Raw genomic sequence first — 24,166 nt, 5'->3', positions numbered from 1 at the left:
TAAGGGCAATAACCAAGCCAACTTAGCTTTGTTTATTTAATGCTTATTTTTCAAATACTTAGCTACAAACTTCCACATCAAAGCAATTAAGACTGATTTCATCAGCTCAAAATGGGTGGGATATGACACATTCATAACAATCAAATGTGTCAGTTTACACATATTTAACATCAAGCAAATATTATAAAAACAAATGGCAGCCAAGCGCTGCCATTTTTATTAGATGAGACATGAGAGTCAGCAAGGAGACGAGACTGACTCTCAATACATACATGAATTGAATATTCATGTTGATGCTTTAAGCATAGTTACTATTGACACTTTTGTTAAAAATTTATCTAGCCAAATTAGGGGAGAACACGCTCCCAACTCGGACAGCAAGCCAGTCCGATTCTCCCCCGTACTGGTTGGGAGTGTGTTCAATCTTATCAATGGAACTCTATCCTTTGTTCTGTTTGCGCATCAAAGAATACCGCTTTTGACAGATCAAAATGCAGGAGAGCAACCTGACCAACACGAGCATCAAACTCCGGAGACAATCGGCATGCCACCTCCTGATCGTTGACTTTAATCATTGCGATAGTATCTGGCCCAGTGGGTTCCAGAACCTCAAGTTGCAGATCCAGTTGCGTGGTAGCGCCCGATTCCTCATTTTCTTTTTCAGTAATGTGCTCTGGACGCAAACCAATCACAACTTCCTTACCATCTTGCTCACGCATTGAGTTAGGTAAACGGATATGGTGTTCCTGATCGTTACCACCTTTGACTTTAATCACAGGCTGCTGCTCATCATCAAGATCAACCATGGTCTTAATGAAGTTCATCGATGGTGATCCCATAAAACCGGCAACAAACATATTGTTGGGCGTATTGTAGATTTCCTGAGGTGTGCCCAGTTGCTGCAATTCACCATCTTTCATCACGGCAATGCGATCAGCCAAAGTCATGGCTTCAATCTGATCATGAGTAACATAAACAATGGTGGTATTGAGTTGCTGATGAAGGCGTTTGATCTGATGACGCATTTCGACACGGAGTTTTGCGTCCAGATTCGATAATGGTTCATCAAACAGATATAACTTAGGTCGACGCGCTAAGGCTCGTCCCATCGCAACACGCTGACGCTGACCACCTGATAGCTGAGACGGCTTGCGGTCCAGCAAGTGGTCGATTTGTAGCATCTCGGCCACACGCTGCACTTCAGCATCAATCTCAGCGTCGGGCATTTTACGGATCTTAAGGCCAAACGCGATGTTGCCACGCACCGTCATGTTCGGGTACAAAGCGTACGACTGGAAAACCATCGCAATATCACGATCTTTTGGCTCCACGACTGAGACATCACGGCCATCGATCACGATTTCACCTGAACTGATACCTTCTAGGCCAGCAATGGTATTCATCAGGGTTGATTTACCACAGCCCGATGGGCCAACCAAAATCAGAAACTCCCCCGAGTCAATGCTGATATCGATTCCCTTGAGGGTTTCCTGTTCCGCTTTTGGGTAGGTTTTACGGATCTGTTTGAGTTCTAAAGTTGCCATTATGATTATCCTTTTACTGATCCGGCGGTCAGGCCACGAACAAAATATTTTCCTGCCAGCACGTAAACCAGCAACGTCGGTAGAGCGGCGATGATGGCCGCGGCCATATCCACGTTGTATTCCTTCACACCTGTGCTGGTATTCACCAAGTTGTTAAGTGCTACCGTAATCGGCTGTGTGTCCGACCCTGAATACACCACACCAAACAAGAAGTCGTTCCAGATTGATGTGAACTGCCAAATCACAGTCACCATAATAATCGGCGTTGAAAGTGGCAGCAGGATTTTGAAGAAGATGGTAAAGAACCCCGCCCCATCCAGCTTCGCTGCTTTGATCAGCTCATCAGGAATGCTGATGTAGAAGTTGCGGAAGAACAATGTCGTAAAGGCCATACCGTAGATAACGTGAACGGTCACCAAGCCCGCAGTGGTATTAGCTAGACCCAACTTACCTAGTACCGCCGCCATAGGCAGCAAGATGACCTGAAATGGGATAAAGCAGCCAAACAGCAGCAAGCTAAAGAAGAGATTCGAACCACGGAACTGCCACTTAGTCACAACATAGCCATTAAAAGCGCCAAGTAAGGTTGAGATCGCAACAGCAGGTATCACCATCTGGAAAGAGTTCCAGAAATAACCTTTCACACCTTCACATTTCACTCCGGTGCAAGCTCCGTCCCAAGCTTTATACCAAGCGTCAAACACCCACTCTTTAGGTAGGCTCATCAAATTACCCGCTTTGATATCTGGTAAGGTTTTGAATGACGTGATGACCATGACAAACAACGGCATCAGATAAACCAGACAGAAGAAAATCAGCGCTGAGTATATGAACAGGCGAGCAAAATTCACGTTGTGAGTCATGATTTTTTCTCCCTAAGTTCGGAATACAAATACGGCACCAGGATGGCAAGAATCCCGGCTAGCATCATCATGGCACTGGCAGCACCAAGGCCAATCTGACCACGCGTAAATGAATGGGCATACATAAACAATGCTGGTAGGTCTGAGGAATAACCTGGTCCCCCAGCCGTCATTGCGGTCACTAAATCAAAACTCTTAATCGCAATATGCGAAGTAATGATTACCGCGCTGAAGAACACAGGCCTTAGGCAAGGTAGAATAATTTTCACGTAAATCGTCGGCAGATTAGCACCATCAATTTGAGCAGCTTTGATGATGGATGAATCGATACCACGAAGACCCGCGAGGAACATCGCCATTACAAAACCGGAAGATTGCCATACTGCAGCGATGACTAACGTGTAGACCGCCATATCAGAGTCAACCAACCAGTCGAATTTGAAGTCTGTAAAGCCCCAGTCGTGCATCAGTTTCTCGATGCCCAGACCCGGGTTTAGAATCCATTTCCAAGCCGTACCTGTAACAATGAACGACAACGCCATCGGATAGAGATAAATAGTACGAATCGCCCCTTCCTGACGAATATTTTGATCGAGCAATATTGCTAGACCGACACCTAAGCCGATTGCGACCAGCATAAATAGCAGGCCAAAAATGCCTAAGTTTGAAATCGAAGTGATCCAACGATCGTTGTCCATTAGCTTTTCGTACTGGGTAAAACCGACAAAATTAAAGCTAGGTAGAAATCGAGAGTTGGTCATAGATAGTGCGGCAGTCCAGAAGATGTAACCGTAAATACACACCACAGTAACCAACATGGTCGGTGCTAATACGATCTTCGGCAGCCAGGTTTGTAGCCTGTCAGCAAAGCTTTGCTTATAGACAGACTGACTTTTTGACCCAGTCAAAACATGCTCCATAACGAATCCTTGTGACACTTTCCCTGAAAGTAAGTCTTAGAAGGAAAGGACAAGCAGGCTCCCCACAAGCCTGCCTGCCCTTGGGGGTGACAGAATAAAACGCCGTTAAATCGCCGCTTTTACTGCTTTCGCCAGTTTCTGCGCGGCGTCTTGCGGATTGGCATCTTTGTCGTTAAAGAAGTTAGTCACAACGTCAAAGATCGCGCCTTGTGCGTAGCTGGTTGTTGACATGCCGTGCGCCATACTTGGTACGAGATCACCGGATTTCGCCGTCGCTTTAAACTCGTCCATTGAATCCAGTGCACACTTATCAAACTTCGACATATCCATATCCAGACGCACTGGAATAGAACCTTTATTCAGGTTGAACACTTCTTGGAATTTAGGGTCAAGAATGGTGGCTGCCAACGCTTTTTGCGCTTGTTGGTTGCCTGATTCGCCTAGCTCAAAGAAAGCAAAGCTGTCGACGTTATGAGTAAACTGACCTGCGGTACCCGGAGCTGGCACACAGACATAATCTTTACCTGCCACTTTGCCGGCTGCTGAGAATTCGCCTTTCGCCCAGTCACCCATGATTTGCATCGCCGCTTCACCATTGATCACCATAGAAGTCGCAACATTCCAGTCACGACCCGGCGAGTTCGAGTCGATGTAATCATGCATTTTCTGGAATTTGGCAAACACTTCGACCATCTTATCGCCAGACAGAACATCCATATCCAGCTCAACAAAGGCTTTTACGTAGTCTTCGCTGCCTAGAACATCCAGTGCTACCGCTTCAAACACGGTTGCGTCCTGCCATGGCTGACCACCGTGTGCCAACGGGATTAGACCTGCTGCTTTGATTTTGTCACCTGCGACAAAAAACTCATCCAAGGTCGTTGGAACTTTTGCACCCGCTTTTTCAAATACCGCTGGGTTTGCCCAAAGCCAGTTCACACGGTGAACGTTGACTGGCACGGCCACAAAATCACCGTCCCACTTCATGACGTCGGTCACCATTTTTGGTACAACGCCATCCCAGTTACCTTTTTCTGCAACATCATCTAGGTTGGTCAGGAAACCCAGACCACCCCACTCTTGAATATCATGACCTTTGATCTGCGCCGCTGAAGGTGGGTTGCCTGACACCGCGCGAGTTTTCAGTACCGTCATCGCACTTTCACCACCGCCACCAGCAACCGCAAAATCTTTCCAGCTGTGGCCTTGCTCTTCCAACATGTCTTTCAGAACAGAAATGGATTTAGCTTCGCCACCCGAAGTCCACCAGTGAAGCACTTCAACTTCACCCGCTTGAGTCATAGAAGCCGCTGATAGAAGGGATAAGGTAAGTAGGGTTTTATTCATTTTCATTATTATCTTCCATGTATTGGATTAGACACAGGGCTGACAGCGAACAAGCCCCTGTTTCATGTGTTCGAAAATGAGTGTATAGATTTGCACAGATTAGATTGAAACAAACCGTAATAGGAATGTAACAACAATGTTACATTAAACTTCAAGTGTCGGTGGAATAAAGAGTTGCGCTCTCAAACCGCCTTGTGGACGATTGCTAATAATGAGATCTCCACCATGCCCATGCAGAATGTTACGGCAGATACCTAAGCCTAAACCGTGGCCCTGATCATCAGAAGCTAAGCGAAAATACGGCTCAAAAACGGCTTCGTGCTTATCACTTGGAATGCCCGGTCCAACATCGTCAATCGAGACGGAAATCCATTCATCCGTCACTTCAATCGACACAGTGGCACTCTCTCCATATTTAACCGCATTATCGATTAAATTGGTCAACACTCGCTTAATGGCTAAGGGCTTAGCCACCATAGGTTCCATCTCGATTGGAGTAAAAGTGACACAATCGCTCTTAAAGTTCATCGGTTCGATTACCGACTGAATCATGGCATTGAGATCAATAAAGGCATTGTTCTCGTGTAAATCAGTGTCTTTCACACATTGAAGTGCGCCTTTGACCATCATCTCCAGCTCATCTAAGTCCTGATTGAATTTATGACGTTTTTTGTCGTCATCAAGTAGCTCAGCTCTTAAACGTAATCGAGTGATCGGCGTTTTGAGATCATGGGATATGGACGAAAACAGGTGCTCCCTATCAGCCACATAGCGCCTAATACGCTGCTGCATTCTGTTAAACGCTCGAGTCGCGGTCACCAGTTCACTCGCCCCTTCTTCACCTAATGGCGGCTGATCAATATCCATACTCATTTCATTGGCCGCTTTTGCTAAACGCTTTAAGGGTTTGACTTGTCGGCGCATTAACAGATAAGTCAGACCAAGCAACAAGGTCGTCGAGAAGAAAATAAACAGGATCTGCTCTCGGCCAATTAAGGTGTCATCCAATGTGACATAGGGTGCGGGAAGTAACGCAGCAATATAGACCCACTCATTGCTTTTAAGCTCGATCTGTACCACCAGAACAGGAGGATCAATGGGCGATAATGTTAAAGTATGATGCGCCCATGATTTGGGTAAATCACTAAGGTAGATATCATTCTTTAGTAGACGAAGATTGTGCGCATGAGAAAAGTCGACAGATATCGAAGACACTTTAGGTAGTTTGTCGTTGAGCACAGTTTCCACCGCAGAAAGTGAGGCTCTTTTTAACTGTGTATCTGGGATGGGCTCAACAATCAGCTTTTCTTTATTGAATGACACAAAGAAACGCGTGCCACCCATATTACGAATCTGATCCAGCACAATGTGACGATAGCGAGTCGGTAGGGATTGGAAGAAGGTCACCGTTGAGGCAAACATGTTCGCCATGCTTTCAGAGGCTGACTGAATACCCGCTAGCTCTTTTTGCTTCGATTCGGTATACCATATCGCCGTGGCAATGCCCTGTGCTAATATCACCGCTAATAACGCTAACCCTAGAGTACGGGTGACCAATGAATTGGGTTTTAGCCTACGTAACAGAGTGTTCATCTATCAATGTTCAATACTGACAGGGACAGCGAGGATGTAGCCATTTCCACGCATAGTTTTAATATATTGCGGGTATTTACCGCTGTCGCCCAAGCGATGACGTAAGCGACTCAGTTGGACGTCAATACCTCGCTCAAAAGGAAGTGCCTCTCGACCTCTGGTCGCAAAAGAAATCGTGTCACGATCTAAAACTTCGTTCGGGCGCGAGAGAAACAGCATTAAGAGTGCGAAATCACTGCCCGACAGATCGTGTTCTTCTTGGGTATCACTATGGGTAATTTTGTGCGCTAAGGTATCAAGTTGCCAGTCACCAAACGTAATCTGTTTCGGTAGAGCGTCTGAACTTTTATCTTCATTGACTTGAACCCGTCGCAAGACTGCTTTGATTCGAGCGATAAGCTGACGTGGGTTAAATGGCTTGGCAATGTAGTCATCGGCACCAATTTCCAGACCAATGATCTGATCAGTTTCGTCCGACACTGCGGTCAGCATAATAATAGGTACATTAGAGTCGCGACGAATGTATTGGCACAAGGTAAAGCCATCGTCACCCGGTAGCATCACGTCAAGAAGCACCATATCTGGATAGCCTTCTTGATCGAGGTGCGCCTTTAATTCATCGCCATCCGCCACGGCGTTGACCTGATAACCCGCTTTGGTTAGGTATTCCCCCAACAGCTCCCGAATTTCTAGATCATCATCTACAACAAGTATCTTTGCGTTCATTCACTTCAGTTATCACTTACGATGTCTGGCCCTAGTTTAGAGAGGAATAGGCTTGGAAGCAGATGGAAAATTTTAGATTATTTGATCACAGAACAGATTCAGATCACAACCTATTAACAAATATAAAAATAAGTTCGTAGGTGTTCGTCAGCCATTTCATCAGAAGAGCAAAGTGGTCTTAGTTCGCGATAAGTGTGCGATACAATCAAAGAAGTACCACTGAAAATATTGTGACCGAAGCAATATCAAAGAGAAGAAAATAGAATAGAAGCCGCCTTAACAAATGGTTTTGAAGTAAGCAAACACATACTTATTAAGGCTTAGCTTTCTACGTGACTTGTTAGATAAGTGCAAATACACCAACAATACCAACAAGTGAAAAAAGACAGGTACGGCTGATAACACCGAAGTTAGAAGGTTGGATCATTTCTTGATGCTGCATATATTCTCCTCGTAGTATTTGTTACATCTTAATTACAATATGATGAATTTGAACAAAATCCTCAATACACAGGAAGATTAAATTTTTATGACAGCCAATAGAACTTGAGAGGTATTACACAACTTTTCATTTATCAAAAGCTGTAATTTATATTTTACACCCTGGAAGAAGTAGAGGGAAACACAGACAAAATCAGCGAAGCCATATCTGTCTAATCTTAGGCTGTTAGAAGGCTACTTAAGGCTTAGGCGAATACGCAAAAAGTCTTCGTCTTCATATTCTATACGGTGCTCAAAAATAGCGGATGTATAGATAATACGCAGCACAGAGTGCTTCTCACCACGTGAGCCTCTAAAAAGCATTGAGATATCCGCAGATAGACGATTACGGTTATCAAAGTGAGCGTTAAGGTCTTGTGATAATACACACAATAAGCAACCTTTTGGGTTAAACGAGAGATCAACCTCTTCTGGGCTTGAAACCAACACTGTCGTATTGAGTTCTTTCTCTATTGTGTTTATTAACAAGAGGAAACTGTCTAAATGAGGTAATTCGTCCCCGTTTAAGGGAGAAAGCAAATTACCCAGCATCATTTCCATATCTAGCCGCTGAGAACGAGCGTGGGTAACTAGAGAACGTATTTTTTTCTTGAAAGGCTTATATTTCTTACTGTTCGCTGCTTTATTCAGCCAAGCAGAAAGAATGTCGTTAATATCGGATCTCGACTTGTGTGTCAGTACTTTGGCTGAGTGGTTGCTACGTAAGTGAAGCAACGCATGCAATGCTAGCTCAGACAAGAGAGGTTCAAACTCGGGTTTAATTTTGGTGTGAATACTGCGCATGATGTCTGAACGTAAATACCGTGTTCAAGCCTTATCAATTAGATACAACTACATAGAAGGGGCGCAATGCTACCGAAAAGCTCAGCTTATGTACAGATTGAATTCAAGCCATTTTCACAGCTTTGCTCGCGTAACCACATTTAATGTCTAAAACGACAAAACCCTGACAGCAACTAAGCTATCAGGGTTTCTAATAATGGCACGCCCTACAGGATTCGAACCTGTGACCACATGCTTAGAAGGCACGTGCTCTATCCAACTGAGCTAAGGGCGCGTTACAGGGAAAGGATTATACGAGTTCGAGTTCTTAAAACAAGGTCTTTTATTAACATTCTGATCTGAATGACTAAAAAAAGGTCACCGAATTTCATTTTGATTAAAAACAGTCCAAAGCAAACGTTTGCTTATAGATGTTCGTCAAATAATTTGCGACAATGCGCGCAACTAAATAGCCATTCTATTTAAAGGAACGACATGACTGCTCAAAATATTGATGGAACACTTATTTCTCAAACGGTTCGTTCGGAAGTCGCTGCACGAGTTAAAGCCCGTGTTAATGCAGGCCTCAGAGCACCAGGATTAGCAGTAGTACTGGTTGGCGAAGATCCAGCTTCACAAGTGTATGTGGGCAGTAAACGTCGTGCATGTGAGGAAGTGGGGTTTGTTTCAAAATCTTTTGACTTATCGGCTTCCACCACAGAAGAAGAGTTACTTGCTCTAATAGATGAGCTAAACGCAGATGACGAGATTGACGGTATTCTGGTGCAGTTACCATTACCGGCAGGTATTGATACAACTCATGTACTAGAACGAATTCACCCAGAAAAAGACGTTGACGGCTTCCATCCATATAACGTTGGCCGTTTAGCGCAACGTATTCCTAAACTACGCTCTTGTACCCCGAAAGGTATCATTACTCTCCTTGATCGTTACAACATCAACCTTCGCGGCAAACATGCTGTTGTTGTGGGGGCATCGAACATTGTTGGCCGCCCAATGACGCTTGAGCTTCTACTAGCCGGCTGTACGACGACAACTTGCCACAGATTCACCAAAGATCTCGAAAGCCATGTCCGTCAAGCTGATGTAGTTGTGGTAGCCGTCGGTAAACCTAACTTTATCCCAGGAAACTGGATTAAAGAAGGCGCTGTTGTGATCGATGTTGGTATCAACCGACTTGACTCAGGTAAGTTGGTTGGCGATGTGGATTATGAGAATGCCAAAGAAAGCGCAAGCTTTATTACACCGGTCCCCGGTGGTGTTGGGCCTATGACCGTCGCAAGCCTCATTGAGAATACAATGCTCGCTTGTGAGCAGTTCCATACGAAAAAGAAATAATAGTAAGCCACTCAAATGAGTGGCTTTTTATTGGAATGATATAAATTACAGCTTTTGTCGACCAAGTAAAGAGTGTGACAGTGTCGTTCCATCAACAAGCTCTAACTCACCGCCCACAGGAACGCCATGAGCAATTCGGCTTGCCTGAACCTGATGCTCTTTGCACAGCTCAGCAATATAGTGGGCCGTTGCTTCACCTTCGACCGTAGGGTTTGTTGCCAAAATCACTTCAGACACATCTCCACGACGTAGACGATAATCAAGCACGTCAAGACCAATATCACTCGGGCCAATACCATCAAGAGGCGACAAGTGCCCCATTAGGACAAAATAGCGACCTGAGAACTGCCCGGTTGACTCCACCGCGGCAATATCAGCTGGGCTTTCAACCACGCATATTTGTCCATTCTCCTGACGTTTAGGATTAGTACAAATATGGCACGTTTCTTCTTCAGTGAACGTACGACATTCGTTGCAATGGCCGATTTCAGTCATCGCTTGACTCAATGCATCCGCCAGTTGTAAGCCGCCTTTTCTATCACGCTGTAACAAATGAAAGGCCATACGTTGAGCTGACTTGGGACCAACCCCAGGCAGACAACGTAAGGCCTCCATCAATTGCTCCAGCATATGACTGGTGCGCATTAACTAACCCTATCGATTAGAAAGGCATTTTCATGCCTGGTGGTAGTTGCATACCTCCAGTCACGCCAGCCATTTTTTCTTTTTGAGTTTCTTCAACACGACGAGCCGCATCGTTGAAAGCGGCTGCGATAAGATCTTCTAGCATTTCTTTATCGTCTTCCATTAGACTCTCGTCAATTTCAACGCGACGAACGCTGTGGCTACCTGTAATGGTCACTTTTACTAGACCAGCACCAGATTCACCTGTCACTTCCATATTTGCAATTTCTTCTTGAAGCTTTTGCATACGCTCTTGCATTTGCTGGGCTTGCTTCATTAGATTGCCCATACCGCCTTTACCAAACATGCTTATCTCTCTGGTTAGTTAGCTTATTTCGTTATTAAATGAGGCCGAAAATGCTGATTTTCAACCCCAGTGTTAAATTGGTCGCACGCTGTCTTTATCCAGTTCAGCAGAAAAGCGCTGCGCGATAAACTGGACATGCTTGTCATTTTCAAGGCTGACAAATGCCTGTTGTAATCGTCCTTGGTAAAGCTTTTCTCTTAACTCTAACGGAGTTTCCCCCCCGTCACCTATCTCAACCGACAGGTGGCACTCTTCACCTAACACACCATTTATCGCCTCGAGCAGTTCACTTTGAGCACGCTCTGTGTTCAAGTGTGCTTGCTGAGGTCGCAGTGTTAATGAGATAGACGAACCTTGTTTTTCAAAATGAGAGTTCAAAGCCAGTTGCTCAGTCATTTTAGCCGTATCTAACTGGCTAATCAGCTTTGCCCACTCACTCTTCGCTAGGCTTTCTTCGGCTAGTTTGGTCGCCATCTCAGGCGTTTTTTCATGCTCTAACGCCTTTTTTATTTGAGTTGGTGTTAACTCGCTGCCCTGCTTTTCTACTTGAGGAAGTGATGGCTTCCACTGATAAGGTTCGTTTTTATCCCGTTCAGGTGTCGCTACCGATTGAGGGTTTGACAATGGCGACACCTGCATAGTTCCTGAATGTCGCTGAGCAACACGGTCAAGAACGGATTCAGATTTTTTTACAGGTGTCGCATTAGCCTTTTTTGGCGTATTTCCCTGAGGGTTACCTTTGCGCTGAGAACGAAGCTGATGGCGCAAGCCGCTTATAGGTGACGCGGGTTGATTTTGTGGTGTCGGTGGCGTCACCGGCTCTTCATGCATAGGAGGCGCAGAAGTGTCATACTGAGGGGGCGTATTCCCCATAGATTCTGCATGATATTGCTCTGGCATGACTTCCGAAGGCGCTGGTACTTCCCTACCCTGCGGATAAGTATCAACTGGCGTTATCGTTTCAGTTGCCTTAGCCGATGACAAATGGGGTGAATGTGCATCAGTAGGAGTACTAGCAGGCAAAGAACCCACCTCGGCCGAAATATTCTTTACTTGAGGTTGAGAAGAAGGTCTGAATGCCATCATTCGTAGTACGACCATTTCTAAGCCGATACGCTCGGAGGGTGCTAAAGGCAAATCTTGCCGACCTTTTAAGGCCATTTGATAATACAGTTGCACGTCCTGCGGTGTTAATTTTCGGCTTAAAAGCTCTATTTTTTCCGAATCAGGCTGAGCCTTATCCAGCGTTGCGGGCAGAGCTTGATACATTGCCATTCGATGTAGTTGGGTGGCCAACTGCTGGAGAAGCCCATCCCATTCAACACCATTTCGTGCTAGAGCTGATAAGCAATCCATCGCGACTTGAGGTTGCTTAGAACTGATAGCCTCAAGCAAATGTAATGCTTGGTCAGTATCCAGCGTCCCCAACATATGAGCAACACTATCCGTTATAACCTGACCATTGCCTAACGCTATCGCCTGATCACTTAAACTTAACGCATCACGCATACTGCCGTCTGCAGCATGCGCGATCATACCTAAAGCTCTAGGCTCAAACGAGACTTGTTCCTGTTTTAGGATATGCTCCAGTTGCTCATGGATATCATCAACACTGATAGGCTTAAGATGAAACTGCAGACAACGAGAAAGAATCGTGACTGGCAGCTTCTGTGGATCCGTCGTGGCCAGAAGGAATTTCACATACTCAGGCGGCTCTTCCAGTGTTTTCAGCAAAGCATTAAAACTGTGGCGCGAGAGCATGTGGACTTCATCGATTAGGTAAACTTTAAAGCGCCCACGTGCAGGTTTGTACTGCACGTTATCGAGTAATTCACGAGTATCTTCTACCTTAGTTCTGGACGCAGCATCGATTTCGAGCAAGTCAACAAATCGACCTTCGTCAATCTCTTTACAGGTATCACAGGTGCCACAAGGGGTGGAGGTAATACCCGTTTCGCAGTTTAGCCCTTTGGCAAACAATCGACCTATCGTTGTTTTACCAACACCTCGAGTACCGCTAAACAAGTAGGCATGATGAAGGCGGTTTTGGGCTAAAGCGTTTTCTAACGCCGTCAAAACATGGCTTTGCCCTACTACTTCACTAAATTTTGTAGGGCGCCACTTTCGAGCTAAAGCAAGATAACTCATGAATATATCCGATTAATGACCGTCAAATTCGCAAATGCTATACACATTAAGACCTAAGCCTTCAAGGCGCTTATCACCGCCAATTTCAGGCAGGTTAATAACAAAAGCCGCATGTTCTACCACACCACCTAACTGGCGGATTAACTTAGTCGTTGCTTCGATTGTCCCACCTGTCGCCAACAGATCGTCGACAACGAGTACTTTATCCCCTTCTGAAATCGCATCTGTATGGATTTCTAATACGTCTGTACCGTACTCAAGCTCATACGACTGAGCCATCGTCTCACGTGGTAATTTACCCGGCTTGCGAACAGGAACAAAACCCAGTCCTAATTCTAAAGCTAAAGGGGCGCCAAACAGAAAGCCACGTGCTTCGGTACCCACAATTTTGGTGAACCCCATGTCCTTATACTTCTCAACCAAAAGCTGAATCGTTGCTTTATAGGCAGATGCATCTTCCATTAAACTCGTCACATCACGAAATAGGATGCCTGGTTTCGGATAATCAGGGATGCTCTTAATACTAGATTTGATCTGTGAAATTGTTTCAGTTGTCATAACTCATTTCTTAGATTGGCTAAGCTTGTTCCTTGTCATGTAATTGTATGGCAAGCGATAGCAGGGACTCTTTGCACATCAGGTCATTAAACAGCTGACTAAAATTTTCTGTGCCTAGAATTACAAACGCCCACTCGGAATAGCGGGCACACTTCACTGCAATCTTAGTGATTTTCTTGCTTGTCAGCAAGGCACTCAATCACAGGCAAACGAATAAACCAGGTCAATAGAAGAATCAACATAACCACCAGCATGATCTTTAACCAAAAATGTGGCACAACCCAAATTGAAAAAACAAAACTTGCCACCATGCAGAGCGCTCCACGTGTTTTTACCTTGCTGGTCACAGCGCCATGTTGATGCCAGTTATCTAATATGGGGCCAAATGTTTTGTGCTCATGCAACCAACGATGAAAAGCAGGACTACTACGCATAAAGCATGCGCTCGCGAGAAGAATAAAAGGGGTCGTAGGGAGAAGAGGAAGGAATATGCCTAGGAAGCCTAGGCATAAGCTCAAGCCACCAACAATATTTAAGCCAAATCTTTGAATACTGATGGGAAGCTCCGATGAATTCAGTTAGAAGCCCGCATATCCGTTGACTACTCGAATCCAAGTTAGAGTCGCAGGTAGTGTGGGAATCAATAGAGCTGCAATAAAACCTAAAAAGTAAAAAATATTATAAGGTTCTTTGAAATCTTTGTCTGCCATGGGATTACTTCTCAAATGTAAATGACGATTTTACGACCACTAGTTACACTTTCGTTAAAACAATGGGTCATTTTTGTTTTGGCGGACTATACATCAATCTCTGGGTCTTAAACACCGAACAAAAAAAGGGTTATTTCGACATTACACTCAATAGTCGGATAGCGCTTACGCGCTACCGCCACGGAAAATATCTAAACTAAAGCTACTTGAGCCTAGGCAACTCAACGTTAGCTGGCAGGCAGACTGTATAGGCAAATCAGTTGTAATAAAGTTTTTCGCGCAACTATCACCTAATTTAACGCCAGCCGGAATGTGTTGAGAAAAGTACCCATTCGACCATTGGGCATCCAAACCTGCGGGTAAAATAGACAGCGTGCCTTCCGATACATCAGCAATGCCAAAGAGCGCTTTAACGGGGCTTGCACACTCTGAACAGGCTAACCCTTTCTCTAAAAGGTCGGCAATGTCTTTGAGATCCGCATTAAAACATTTTAGATTTCGCAAATAATCATGAAAGAGAGCACGCACTAGCAAGGTCGTTGCCGCACCGTGTCGACCTTCGCTGGCCGAATCAACAAGGTAAAAAGCAAACTGACCGTTCATTAACCACGCATAATCAAACACCAGAGGCATAACATCAGTTGATTGCAACAGGCGATAACTGCATTTCCAGTCGCCTTGAGAAGTATCTTTTTCTGGCAACAAGGCGTGCAGAAGGTCTTTGGCAGCAATAGGGTTATCCTGAAGATATTCTAAATGCCAATGCAGCTCTTGCTCTTCAGGCATGTCACCACTGTCGACGCGAAACCACTGGCTAGCAAAATCACGCTGATCACACAAATGGTTATCAGAGTCATCCAATGTATTTTCAATCGCGCCAGCGAGGTGCTGATGATTAGAAATGGGCTTGGGTAAGAAATCCTTAATACCAAAGCGTAATGCCTTTGCCACATCGGACATTTCATCCGTTGCAGACACGACAATCAAAGGAAGCGATGGGTATTCCAAACTCACTTCTTCAACAAATTCGATACCATCCAATACTGGCATGGAGAGATCACACAGAATTAAATCCGGTTCAGCATCCCTAAGTTTTTTTAGGCCTTCTAAGCCATTTTCAGCTTCTACGACTAGGTAACCTTGAGCTTTCAAAAAACCACAAGTGATATTACGAAACACTGGGTCATCGTCTACTAACATGATCAGTTTTTGGCTAGCAGCCAGCTGAGCTGAGGGCGTTGTCGCCACTTCATATGTTTTATGCATAAACCTTCGCCTCACACAACTTAAAACGTACAACGGCTGTTATTATTGTTTTTATAAATTGTTTCAAACGTTCATTTAAAAGTAGTCGCGAAAGTGTATTTATACAAATCTTCCACTTTTCGCTTTAGTTGCATACTATATGTACGCAATATCACAGATCGTCAAACTTGTTGATGTGACTCAACCTTTGACATCTGATATAGATATAAATTACTCAAATTCGTAAAAATGTGTCGGACATAATGAAATTAGACGATCTCAACCTTTTTAGGCTAGTTGTTGAAAATGGGAGTTACACTGCGACATCTCGTAAAACGATGATTCCCGTTGCGACAATTACTCGACGCATACAGGCGTTAGAAGAGGCACTCAACCTTAGGTTACTCAACCGCCACGCTCGTAAGCTTTCTCTTACTGAAGCAGGCGAACGTTTCTACAACGAATGCTCTCCTCTACTCAACCGACTTACTATGGCCGCCGAAGAAATCACCGACGAATGCCGTGGTGCAGCAGGTAAAATTCGTATTTCAGCGCCTTCTAATCTTACCAAACGAATGATGATGCCGATGTTCAACGAGTTCATGACGCATTACCCAGATATCAATATTGAACTCACCACCAGTAATCATGCAGATCAACTCGATCCGACAGAGTGGGATGTCATATTTCGTGTCGGACCACAACGAGATTCGAGCCTCATTGCACGTAAGATAAGCTCGGTAGAAGACATCTTAGTGGCCAGCCCTAGTTACTTAAAAAACAACCCTGCCCCTAAGCACGCAGAAGACTTACATAGCCACTCACTTCTAAAAGGCTCACCTCTCCTGAAATGGCAACTTACCAACGCCAGCGGCGAAGCGGTTGTCAATAACGATAAAGGACGTTTTCAAGCCAACACGTTAGATGTTGTTCGTAGCGCCTGTTCTGATGGGTTAGGTATCACGCTGATGCCAGATGTTATGCTCAGAGAATACATTGAAGATGGTAGCTTAACTCGAGTGCTTGAAGAATGGAGTGCCAACCCAAGAGACATTTACATGTTGTACAACCACAAAGATCACCTCCCAGAAAAAGTCCGTTTGTTTATTGACTTTGTGATCGCTTACAACATTCATTAATGAGAAAAGAGCTTGGGCAACCCAAGCTCTTCCTTTTACAAATACTCAACGAACTTACTCAATTCCCGTTCTGGCACCTTCATTGGTGTACAAGTCGGTGTGCCCAAGTAAAGGAAACCAACGATTTCATCGTCACCTTGTAATCCAAACGCATCATGAACCACTTGGTGGAACATCCACTTACCTGAACGCCAAAAACCTTGGAACCCTTGTGCAACTGCTGCCAGTTGCATCGCTTGTACGGCACAGCCTGCTGACAAGTACTGCTCTAAAGCCGGCACTTTGTCATGTTCTGTTACCTTAGCGATGACTGTAATAACCATAGGTGCTCTAAAAGGCGCATTCTTCAGTTTTTCAATCACCGTCTCGTCGCTATTTTCGGCTTGAGCTGCAGAAACCAGAATGTCCGACAGCTTGTTCAATCCCTCACCTTGAGAAATAACAAAACGCCAAGGTGTTAGGCCTGCGTGATCTGGGGCTCGTAATCCTGCACGGATAATATTCTCAAGTACCTTTCCTTCAGGTGCCGGATCAGATAGCTTGGCTATTGAACGTCGGTTGAGCAACAAATCTAAAGCATCCATTTGAATTCCTTACTGAGTTTTTATAATTGCTTTAACGTGATCATAACCTCAGGTAACAAAAAAGGCGAACCTTACGGCTCGCCTGATTGTCATCTTGTCGTGTATTACTCGTAGAACGATTTCTCTAACCCTGCTCGGGTCAACAAACCGTCACATGGAGCGAAGCGATCACCATATTTCTGTGCGTGATCGTTCATCATTTCTACCAGTTTCTTCACGCCAATCTGATCCATATAGCGGAAAGGACCACCAAGGAAAGGAGGGAAGCCGATGCCAAAAATTGCACCAATATCACCATCTCGAGGGCTACGAATAATACCTTCATCTAGACAACGAACCGCTTCGTTGAGCATTGGTAACACACAGCGCATCGCGATGTCTTTCTCTGCCATCTTAGACTCTGGTGATAAGCTCAATAGCTTATACACTGACTTGTCGACTTCCTTCTTCTTACCTTTATAGGTATAGAAACCTTTACCTGTTTTACGGCCTTTTCGGTTATCGTTGAGCAAAGTATCGAATACGTCAGGGCCTTGGAAACGTTCGCCTAATTCTTCAACCAGAATCGGCATGATCTTAGCACCTATATCCACACCTACTTCATCAAGCAAAGTGATTGGGCCAACTGGGAAACCAAAATTCAACAAGGCAGAATCCAGTTGCTCAATTGGTTCGCCGGCCATCAGAACATGAGCTGCCTCATTCATGTACGGGGCAAGAATTCGGTTAACGTAAAAGCCAGCGCAATCTTTGACAACAATCGGTGTCTTGCCTTGCTTACGCGCAAACTCGACAACCGTAGAAACAGTCTCGTCAGATGTTGTTTCATGTGGGATGACTTCCACTAACGGCATCTTTTCTACTGGGCTAAAGTAGTGCAAGCCAACAATATTCTCTGGTCGCTGTGCCTTCTCTGCAATTTGGTGGATAGGCAGAGATGACGTATTAGTCGCGAAGATAGTGCTCTCTTTCGCATTCTCTTCCACATCAGCAACCATTTGCTGCTTCAGGTTCAAATCTTCAAATACGGCTTCTACGACAACATCCGCGTGATTGAAGCTAGTGAAATCTGTACCACCTGACATTTGAAGCATTTTGGACTGCAGTTGTGCTTTAGAAATAATGCGACGCTTACGCTGCTTATCAAACAACTTATAGTTGTACTTCAATGCGTTAAGAACACCATCGTTAGAGACATCTTTAATACGCACTGGAACTTTCGCTTTCGAGACGCTCACATGGCTAATACCAGCCCCCATTAACCCACCACCTAAAACAGCAGCACGTTCAACGGTTTTTGGTTGGGCATCACTGCCATTCTCTTTCTTCATCTCTGTCGTGGCAAAGAAAATAGAACGAAGAGCTTTTGACTCCGAAGTCATTACCAGCTCACCAAAGCGTTGCGCTTCTTTTTGCTGACCTTTATCAAACCCTTTCTCTAAGCCATAGCGAATGACTTCAAGAATCGCCTCCGCTGCTGGGTAATTACCACGAGTCTTTTCATTGGTTTTCTTAGATGCTTGTTCAAAAATGACCTTTCGACCAAGACCCGTATTTGCAATCAATTTTTCTTTGGTTGAAACCTTACGCTTAGCTTTAGACTTGCCTGAATTCTTTTCAACGAAGCTTTTCGCAACTTCAAGAAGAATGGTTTCCGGCACGACAGCATCAACGACACCAAGCTTCTTGGCTTTTTTAGCGCGTAACTGCTTTCCTGTAAGAATCATATCCAGAGATGGTAACAATCCGATAAGACGTGGCAGTCGCTGTGTACCACCAGAACCAGGAAGAAGACCAAGTTGCACTTCTGGCAAGCCTAAACGGGTTTTATCTGAATTTGTACAAACACGGTAATCACATGCAAGTGCTAGTTCTAATCCACCACCAAGACATGGGCCATGAATAGCCGCAACCACAGGGTATGGAAGATCTGACAACTGCTGGAACATTTTCTGCCCTTGCTCAGCTAACGCTTGCGCTTCTGCAGCACTACCACATGCATCCAACATGCGAACATCAGCTCCCGCGATAAAGTTGTCTGGTTTAAGAGAGTGGACAATCAAACCTTTTACAGAGGACTTTTTCTCTTTTAACTGAGTGAAAATATCTTCCATTTCCTGAGAAAACGCCGCTTGCAAGGTATTCATTTTCTCGCCTGGAACATCAATCGATAACCATGCGATACCTTGTTCGTCAATCTTTAGCTCAAATGCTTTTTGCTCACTCATTACTCCACCTCCAATACCATAGCTGCACCAAGACCACCTGCCGCACAGGCTGTATTCAACGCCAGACCACCGCCTCGACGCTGAAGCTCACGTAATGTCTGAGTGATCATACGTGCACCAGTCGCTGCAAACGGGTGACCGTAGGCAATGGAGCCACCAAGTACATTGAACTTGTCCATATCGATTTCGCCGATTGCTTTAGAGCGACCCAACTGCTCTTGAGCAAACTTTTTGGAGGCAAACATTTTCACATTGGACAAAGTTTGCGCTGCAAACGCTTCATGCATATCGATCAGAGTAAGATCTGACAGCTCAATACCGGCTCTATCAAGAGCCATTGGCGTAGAATAAGAAGGCCCCATCAGCATATCGCTTTCAACACCAATAGCAGAGAATGCATAAGAGCGGATATAGCCCATGATATCTAACCCAAGCTCTTTGGCTTTGCCTTCACGCATCAACATTATCGCTGCAGCACCATCAGTAAGAGGCGTACTGTTTGCCGCCGTCACACTGCCATACTGACGATCAAATGCAGGGCGTAGTTTAGCGTAGCCCTCTAAGGTAGAGTCATGGCGGATGTTGTTATCTTGTGAGATCCACTTCTTATATGGTTCGGGAAACGCGGTCATCACCTCGCCTTCGATCTTTCCATCATTCCATGCTTGTGCAGCGAGAGTATGAGAGCGATGGGCTAACGCATCCTGTTCCAGACGCGTAATAGAGTGTGACTTCGCCATCTGCTCTGCCGTCTGTCCCATAGAAAGACCAGTAGAATATTCAGCGACAGCCGGAGGGACTGGCATCAAGTCTTTAAAAGACAAGTTCTTGAGGATCTTGAGCTTTTGGCCCATGGTTTTCGTTTTACTTAGCGCCAGTAGATTAGCCGCTAACTTTTTAGATACACCAATTGGCAAAACAGAAGAAGAATCAGCACCACCCGCGATTCCGACATCAATCGTGCCCGACATAATACTTTCAGCAACGTTGACCGCAGACTGAAAACTCGTCGCACAAGCTCGGGTCACGCTGTAAGCGTCTGTGTGAATGTTCATTCCGGTGCCCAAAACAATTTCACGAGCGATGTTCGGAGCTTCCGGCATTTGCACGACCTGACCAAAAACAACCTGATCGATAAGCTTAGGATCGATCTCAGTTCGTGCCATCATTTCGCTCACTACCATTTTACCCAGATCAACTGCTGGCACTTGACTGAACTCAGTACTTTGACGTGCAAATGGTGTACGCAAACCCGCGACAACCGCGACGCGCTCTCCAGAACGCGTTTTCACTTCCTGTTTGCCCATTGTTTCTCCTTTAAAGAATAAGAGGTCTGACCAGAAACATTGTAATCAGAATGTTAACACAATCAAACAGCCGTTTAAATAAACGTGATTTAGGATGGAAAAGCACTTTACTTGATAGGAATGAACTAAAACTGAACGAAGTAGCCATTGGTAGGATAAATAACTAACCAGAAAGGATTAGCCCACCCAATCTGTTAGCTTAAGATACTATCAACTATAGTTACAACAACGAAGAATACTAGGCAAAAAAAAACCACACAGAACTGTGTGGTCGGAATATATAAAACAATTAACTTACGCCAATTGAAAATAATCAGTTTCCTGATTAGGAGAAAGTAAAGTCAGCCTTCAAAAGGAAGTGTCATCTTGCTCAACTTGTTAGTCATAAGACCAACTAGATGACAAGGAGTACTATAACCTTTGAAATTCATTAGATTTTGAAATAGATCAAGTTTAGGTGGATTTATCTCTCTTATTGAGTTTTATAAAATCTATTGGCTAGGTTTCACTCTTTCCGTAGCAATGAGAACATTAACTGCTATACAAAGTTGGACATTCCCGTTTGATTCAGGCCTCGTGCAACAGCCTCTATCTACAGGCGTATAACCACAAACCACAGAGCAAATTTGGAGGCTCATGTGTCAGTCATCAATTTTTTTGGGAAGAAAAAGTCCAGCAGTCCGGTCAACTCGGATATGGACAGACAAAGAAAATACGAAGCGCTTGTCAGAGCGTACCATAGGGACCTGTACCGTTATGCTTACTGGTTATGTAAAGATCAATCAGTCGCAGAAGATTTAGTACAAGAAACCTGCTTACGAGCTTGGAAGTCTTTAGATAGCTTACAAGATGAAAAAGCCGCAAAGTCTTGGCTTATTACCATATTGAGACGAGAAAACGCCCGACGCTTCGAAAGAAAACAGTTTGATTTGGTCGACATTGATGACCACGGTAATGATGCAAAGGTCAGTGATGACCCACATCATCAGTCGGAATGGGTCCAAGCGCAGATCATGAAGCTAGAAGATGAATATCGCGAACCACTTTTCCTACAAGTCGTCGGCGGCTTCAGTGGAGAAGAGATAGGTGAAATATTAGGCCTGAATAAGAACACGGTAATGACTCGTCTGTTCAGAGCAAGAAATCAACTGAAAGACATGCTGGATACAGCAAACAGTCATAGAGGGCAGCAAAATGGATGAATTAGAATTTCGTCGTCGCATCATGTCCGATCCTAAAGGCCGAGACAGTGATATTTTAGAGGCAATTAAGTCGAATGACGCCAATGGCAAATTCGCCGATGATATTCTTGATCTTGACGCTCAAATCGCCAAAGCGATGAATGTCGATGTGCCTGAGGATTTGGCCGATCGAATATTGTTCAATCAAACATCAAGCGCCGAAGCAAATATCGTTAGACCAAGTTTTGTTAGACGAAGCATGGCCATGGCCGCATCGATTGCTTTTGTCTTTGGTTTACTTATCGGGCAGGTAAACTGGGGCAACATCGTAGTATCACCAGCACAAGCCAGCCTGGCGGATACTGCCATCAAACACGTCATTGATGAAAAGCCATTTGTTGAACACTTGGATGAAAACGTCGCTTCATCGCAGATCAACGCCAAGATGATGCCGTTTGATCATCAGCTCGGTGAAAACTTCCCTTATCACGTTTACTACCTCAATCATTGTGGTTTTGGTCCGTCAAATGCACTTCACATGGTTTTCAGAGGTGAAAAAGGCAAAGTCACCCTGTTTTTTACAGGTATATCTTCTGACAAAACTGTTGACTTCGAGAAAGAGGGGATGGCAGGTGTTGTAGAACCTGTCGGTCAGACCAGTTTAATCTTAGTCGGAGAAGAAGGTGAAGATGTGGCTAAAATCGCCGAAAACCTGATGACTATCATCAAACCTATGAGTTAACCAAATGTTAACATTTTGTGACGTACTTCATGGCTTGAGCATACCGTTCAAGCCATTTTTTCAGCACAAAATTAGAGCTCAAGCTCTAAAAAGAAGTTTTTTTCAGCATATTCCTGCCAGATAGACATCATTTCCATAATTTTATCATCCAATTAGGCAATGGTCGGATTTCTATCTTTTATACTTGAGTCTAGTATCAGCCACCACTGAGCTTTTGCTCGAGTATAACGTCCGGTAGAGACGAACAGAAAAAGGAAAAAGCAAAAATGAACAAGACGCGTCTGTTTAAAAAATCACTTCTAGCAGTGACCATTGCCACAACCACAATGGCTTCGCAGCAAGCTCTCGCTGCAGGTTTCCAACTGAATGCTCAATCCGCGACAGGTATCGGTCGAGCCTTTGCCGGTGATGCGGTAATCGCTGATAATGCTTCCGTAATGGCACGTAACCCCGCTGCAATGGCACTATTCGATAAAATGGAGCTTTCCCTTGGCTTTGAAAGTATTACCTCAATGATTGAAGTTAAGGACGTGACATACTCTGGTACACTAGTCGGCGATGTTGATGTAGCAAATACAGATGATGTAGGAGATACATCTATTGCTCCTAATATTCACTTAATAGTTCCAGTAAATGAAAAGTTTGCTTGGGGTGTTAACGCTTACTCAAACTTTGGTACAAAAACAGAGTTTTCTGATAACTACCCAGCGTCGGAGTTTGGTGGCTTAACTGATGTTAAGAGCTTTAACTTAGGTGTAGCAGGTTCATACAGAATCGATGAACAATTTAGCATTGGTGCTGGCATAGATTTTATATATGGACAAGGTACTTTCAAGAGAGTAACGGGTGATGGTTTCGCTGGGGTAGGTCCTATTCCTCCAGCTGGTACAAGTATCATCAATATAGATAAAGCGGATGGCTGGGCAGTTGGCTTAAATGTTGGTGCAGTTTACGAGTTAGATGAGAACAACCGATTCGGCCTATCATATCGCTACAGTCCAGAATTCGAGGCAGAGGATGACCATGGCCAAAAAGTAACTCTTCCACTGCCAGACATTGCTGAATTTTCCGGGTTTCACAAAATTGAAAACACTAAATTTGCAGTACATTATAGTATCCAATATATCGGTTGGGGAGATTTCGATAAAATTGAATTCTCTAATCTAAGCTCAACACAATCTACAATCGGTAGTAGCGAAGCGGTTAATGGTGTATACACCAGCGACTATAAATGGCAAGACGGTTGGCACTATGCCATCGGTGGTACATACTACCTAAACAGCGACTGGACATTACGTGCTGGATATATGTACGATACTAGTGCTCAAGATGATGTAACTTCTATTTCAGTACCAGACTCAGATCGCCAATGGCTATCCACAGGGTTCACTTATCACATCGACGCTGAATCAAATATAGATTTTGGTTTTACATACTTGATGGGTGATGATGTGAAAGTGACTGAAGCAAGCTCAGTGACCACACTGAATGCAACCACTCACGCTGATGCTATCCTACTAGGCCTACAATACAGCCGTAGTTTCTAAAGATTCCATCACTCCGATTTATACAAGGGTCAGCTTATGCTGATCCTTTTCTTTTTCAGCAAACCTGAATTCCTATCCAAGGTGTTGTTTTTCTTTCCTTTCAGCTTACACCTGTACTCATAAACCACATTTTCACACCACATGTGTACGCTCAAATACAAAAACAAGTCA

At 44.5% G+C, this 24,166-nt stretch carries 21 protein-coding genes and 1 tRNA gene; 5 read left to right on the top strand and 17 right to left on the bottom strand.

What is annotated here, in order from left to right:
* Positions 1-428: 428 nt before the first annotated feature.
* The 8 genes from CTT30_RS04340 to CTT30_RS04305 form a co-directional block, all read right to left on the bottom strand.
* Positions 429-1,544 carry an ABC transporter ATP-binding protein gene (locus tag CTT30_RS04340; RefSeq protein ID WP_252036129.1) on the bottom strand — a complete coding sequence of 372 codons (1,116 nt, stop codon included), beginning with the start codon at positions 1,542-1,544 and terminating at the stop codon, positions 429-431.
* A 5-nt stretch (positions 1,545-1,549) separates the two neighbouring features.
* Entirely contained in the window at positions 1,550-2,407 is an 858-nt protein-coding gene (locus CTT30_RS04335) for a carbohydrate ABC transporter permease (RefSeq protein ID WP_252036128.1), read from the bottom strand.
* Positions 2,404-3,327 carry a carbohydrate ABC transporter permease gene (locus tag CTT30_RS04330; protein ID WP_198560575.1) on the bottom strand — a complete coding sequence of 308 codons (924 nt, stop codon included), beginning with the start codon at positions 3,325-3,327 and terminating at the stop codon, positions 2,404-2,406. The genes CTT30_RS04335 and CTT30_RS04330 overlap by 4 nt, the downstream gene beginning before the upstream one ends.
* 105 nt (positions 3,328-3,432) lie before the next feature.
* Complete coding sequence (locus tag CTT30_RS04325; protein ID WP_006959371.1) at positions 3,433-4,680, bottom strand: ABC transporter substrate-binding protein; 1,248 nt, start codon at positions 4,678-4,680, stop codon at positions 3,433-3,435.
* A 138-nt stretch (positions 4,681-4,818) separates the two neighbouring features.
* Positions 4,819-6,267 carry an ATP-binding protein gene (locus tag CTT30_RS04320; RefSeq protein WP_252036127.1) on the bottom strand — a complete coding sequence of 483 codons (1,449 nt, stop codon included), beginning with the start codon at positions 6,265-6,267 and terminating at the stop codon, positions 4,819-4,821.
* A gap of 3 nt (positions 6,268-6,270) precedes the next feature.
* Positions 6,271-6,993 carry a response regulator gene (locus tag CTT30_RS04315; protein ID WP_252036126.1) on the bottom strand — a complete coding sequence of 241 codons (723 nt, stop codon included), beginning with the start codon at positions 6,991-6,993 and terminating at the stop codon, positions 6,271-6,273.
* Between the two features lie 675 nt (positions 6,994-7,668).
* A complete protein-coding gene (locus CTT30_RS04310) occupies positions 7,669-8,277 on the bottom strand; it encodes a DUF2913 family protein (protein ID WP_239836843.1) in 609 nt (202 codons plus the stop codon).
* Between the two features lie 197 nt (positions 8,278-8,474).
* Positions 8,475-8,551: transfer RNA gene (locus tag CTT30_RS04305), tRNA-Arg, on the bottom strand.
* Between the two features lie 200 nt (positions 8,552-8,751).
* Here CTT30_RS04305 and folD point away from each other — a divergent pair.
* Entirely contained in the window at positions 8,752-9,615 is an 864-nt protein-coding gene (gene folD / locus CTT30_RS04300; protein ID WP_239876391.1) for a bifunctional methylenetetrahydrofolate dehydrogenase/methenyltetrahydrofolate cyclohydrolase FolD, read from the top strand.
* 45 nt (positions 9,616-9,660) lie between these two features.
* On the opposite strand, the gene recR is transcribed toward folD, so the two are convergent.
* The 6 genes from recR to CTT30_RS04270 form a co-directional block, all read right to left on the bottom strand.
* On the bottom strand, positions 9,661-10,260 hold the full coding sequence (recR, locus tag CTT30_RS04295; protein WP_006959387.1) for a recombination mediator RecR: 600 nt from the start codon (positions 10,258-10,260) through the stop codon (positions 9,661-9,663).
* 16 nt (positions 10,261-10,276) lie between these two features.
* Positions 10,277-10,606, bottom strand: coding sequence for a YbaB/EbfC family nucleoid-associated protein (locus tag CTT30_RS04290; RefSeq protein WP_006959389.1), 330 nt, complete (start codon positions 10,604-10,606; stop codon positions 10,277-10,279).
* Between the two features lie 72 nt (positions 10,607-10,678).
* Complete coding sequence (gene dnaX, locus CTT30_RS04285; protein WP_252036125.1) at positions 10,679-12,754, bottom strand: DNA polymerase III subunit gamma/tau; 2,076 nt, start codon at positions 12,752-12,754, stop codon at positions 10,679-10,681.
* Between the two features lie 12 nt (positions 12,755-12,766).
* Positions 12,767-13,312, bottom strand: coding sequence for an adenine phosphoribosyltransferase (gene apt / locus CTT30_RS04280; RefSeq protein WP_239836847.1), 546 nt, complete (start codon positions 13,310-13,312; stop codon positions 12,767-12,769).
* 164 nt (positions 13,313-13,476) lie between these two features.
* On the bottom strand, positions 13,477-13,842 hold the full coding sequence (locus CTT30_RS04275) for a YbaN family protein (protein WP_239836913.1): 366 nt from the start codon (positions 13,840-13,842) through the stop codon (positions 13,477-13,479).
* A gap of 345 nt (positions 13,843-14,187) precedes the next feature.
* Positions 14,188-15,288: a response regulator gene (locus CTT30_RS04270; protein WP_252036124.1), complete on the bottom strand. Its 1,101-nt coding sequence runs from the start codon at positions 15,286-15,288 to the stop codon at positions 14,188-14,190.
* Positions 15,289-15,530: 242 nt separating this feature from the next.
* Between CTT30_RS04270 and CTT30_RS04265 the strand changes: the two genes are divergently transcribed.
* Positions 15,531-16,406: a LysR family transcriptional regulator gene (locus tag CTT30_RS04265; RefSeq protein ID WP_239836849.1), complete on the top strand. Its 876-nt coding sequence runs from the start codon at positions 15,531-15,533 to the stop codon at positions 16,404-16,406.
* Positions 16,407-16,441: 35 nt separating this feature from the next.
* On the opposite strand, the gene CTT30_RS04260 is transcribed toward CTT30_RS04265, so the two are convergent.
* The 3 genes from CTT30_RS04260 to fadI form a co-directional block, all read right to left on the bottom strand.
* Positions 16,442-16,990 (bottom strand): NAD(P)H nitroreductase, encoded by a 549-nt coding sequence (locus CTT30_RS04260; RefSeq protein ID WP_252036123.1) that lies wholly within the window; start codon positions 16,988-16,990, stop codon positions 16,442-16,444.
* Between the two features lie 104 nt (positions 16,991-17,094).
* Entirely contained in the window at positions 17,095-19,218 is a 2,124-nt protein-coding gene (gene fadJ, locus CTT30_RS04255) for a fatty acid oxidation complex subunit alpha FadJ (RefSeq protein WP_252036122.1), read from the bottom strand.
* Positions 19,218-20,525, bottom strand: coding sequence for an acetyl-CoA C-acyltransferase FadI (fadI, locus tag CTT30_RS04250; protein WP_239876386.1), 1,308 nt, complete (start codon positions 20,523-20,525; stop codon positions 19,218-19,220). Before fadI ends, fadJ begins: the two co-directional genes overlap by 1 nt.
* A gap of 626 nt (positions 20,526-21,151) precedes the next feature.
* Between fadI and CTT30_RS04245 the strand changes: the two genes are divergently transcribed.
* From CTT30_RS04245 to CTT30_RS04235, 3 genes are all read left to right on the top strand, one after another.
* Entirely contained in the window at positions 21,152-21,727 is a 576-nt protein-coding gene (locus tag CTT30_RS04245; protein WP_239836853.1) for a sigma-70 family RNA polymerase sigma factor, read from the top strand.
* Positions 21,720-22,448 carry a DUF3379 domain-containing protein gene (locus CTT30_RS04240; protein ID WP_252036121.1) on the top strand — a complete coding sequence of 243 codons (729 nt, stop codon included), beginning with the start codon at positions 21,720-21,722 and terminating at the stop codon, positions 22,446-22,448. Before CTT30_RS04245 ends, CTT30_RS04240 begins: the two co-directional genes overlap by 8 nt.
* A gap of 266 nt (positions 22,449-22,714) precedes the next feature.
* Positions 22,715-23,995, top strand: coding sequence for an outer membrane protein transport protein (locus CTT30_RS04235; RefSeq protein WP_252036120.1), 1,281 nt, complete (start codon positions 22,715-22,717; stop codon positions 23,993-23,995).
* Positions 23,996-24,166: the final 171 nt, after the last annotated feature.

Origin of the sequence: Vibrio coralliilyticus, assembly GCF_024449095.1 — a bacterium.
GTDB lineage: Bacteria > Pseudomonadota > Gammaproteobacteria > Enterobacterales > Vibrionaceae > Vibrio > Vibrio coralliilyticus_A.
The sequence above is the reverse complement of the archived record's forward strand: the minus strand, read 5'-3'. Positions and strand labels throughout refer to the sequence as shown.

Excerpts from the sequence above, each read along its gene's own strand:
- CTT30_RS04340 (WP_252036129.1), bottom strand. The coding sequence starts at position 1,544 with ATGGCAACTTTAGAACTCAAACAGATCCGTAAAACCTACCCAAAAGCG.
- CTT30_RS04335 (WP_252036128.1), bottom strand. The coding sequence starts at position 2,407 with ATGACTCACAACGTGAATTTTGCTCGCCTGTTCATATACTCAGCGCTG.
- CTT30_RS04330 (WP_198560575.1), bottom strand. The coding sequence starts at position 3,327 with ATGGAGCATGTTTTGACTGGGTCAAAAAGTCAGTCTGTCTATAAGCAA.
- CTT30_RS04325 (WP_006959371.1), bottom strand. The coding sequence starts at position 4,680 with ATGAAAATGAATAAAACCCTACTTACCTTATCCCTTCTATCAGCGGCT.
- CTT30_RS04320 (WP_252036127.1), bottom strand. The coding sequence starts at position 6,267 with ATGAACACTCTGTTACGTAGGCTAAAACCCAATTCATTGGTCACCCGT.
- CTT30_RS04315 (WP_252036126.1), bottom strand. The coding sequence starts at position 6,993 with ATGAACGCAAAGATACTTGTTGTAGATGATGATCTAGAAATTCGGGAG.
- CTT30_RS04310 (WP_239836843.1), bottom strand. The coding sequence starts at position 8,277 with ATGCGCAGTATTCACACCAAAATTAAACCCGAGTTTGAACCTCTCTTG.
- folD (WP_239876391.1), top strand. The coding sequence starts at position 8,752 with ATGACTGCTCAAAATATTGATGGAACACTTATTTCTCAAACGGTTCGT.
- recR (WP_006959387.1), bottom strand. The coding sequence starts at position 10,260 with ATGCGCACCAGTCATATGCTGGAGCAATTGATGGAGGCCTTACGTTGT.
- CTT30_RS04290 (WP_006959389.1), bottom strand. The coding sequence starts at position 10,606 with ATGTTTGGTAAAGGCGGTATGGGCAATCTAATGAAGCAAGCCCAGCAA.
- dnaX (WP_252036125.1), bottom strand. The coding sequence starts at position 12,754 with ATGAGTTATCTTGCTTTAGCTCGAAAGTGGCGCCCTACAAAATTTAGT.
- apt (WP_239836847.1), bottom strand. The coding sequence starts at position 13,312 with ATGACAACTGAAACAATTTCACAGATCAAATCTAGTATTAAGAGCATC.
- CTT30_RS04270 (WP_252036124.1), bottom strand. The coding sequence starts at position 15,288 with ATGCATAAAACATATGAAGTGGCGACAACGCCCTCAGCTCAGCTGGCT.
- CTT30_RS04265 (WP_239836849.1), top strand. The coding sequence starts at position 15,531 with ATGAAATTAGACGATCTCAACCTTTTTAGGCTAGTTGTTGAAAATGGG.
- CTT30_RS04260 (WP_252036123.1), bottom strand. The coding sequence starts at position 16,990 with ATGGATGCTTTAGATTTGTTGCTCAACCGACGTTCAATAGCCAAGCTA.
- fadJ (WP_252036122.1), bottom strand. The coding sequence starts at position 19,218 with ATGAGTGAGCAAAAAGCATTTGAGCTAAAGATTGACGAACAAGGTATC.
- fadI (WP_239876386.1), bottom strand. The coding sequence starts at position 20,525 with ATGGGCAAACAGGAAGTGAAAACGCGTTCTGGAGAGCGCGTCGCGGTT.
- CTT30_RS04240 (WP_252036121.1), top strand. The coding sequence starts at position 21,720 with ATGGATGAATTAGAATTTCGTCGTCGCATCATGTCCGATCCTAAAGGC.
- CTT30_RS04235 (WP_252036120.1), top strand. The coding sequence starts at position 22,715 with ATGAACAAGACGCGTCTGTTTAAAAAATCACTTCTAGCAGTGACCATT.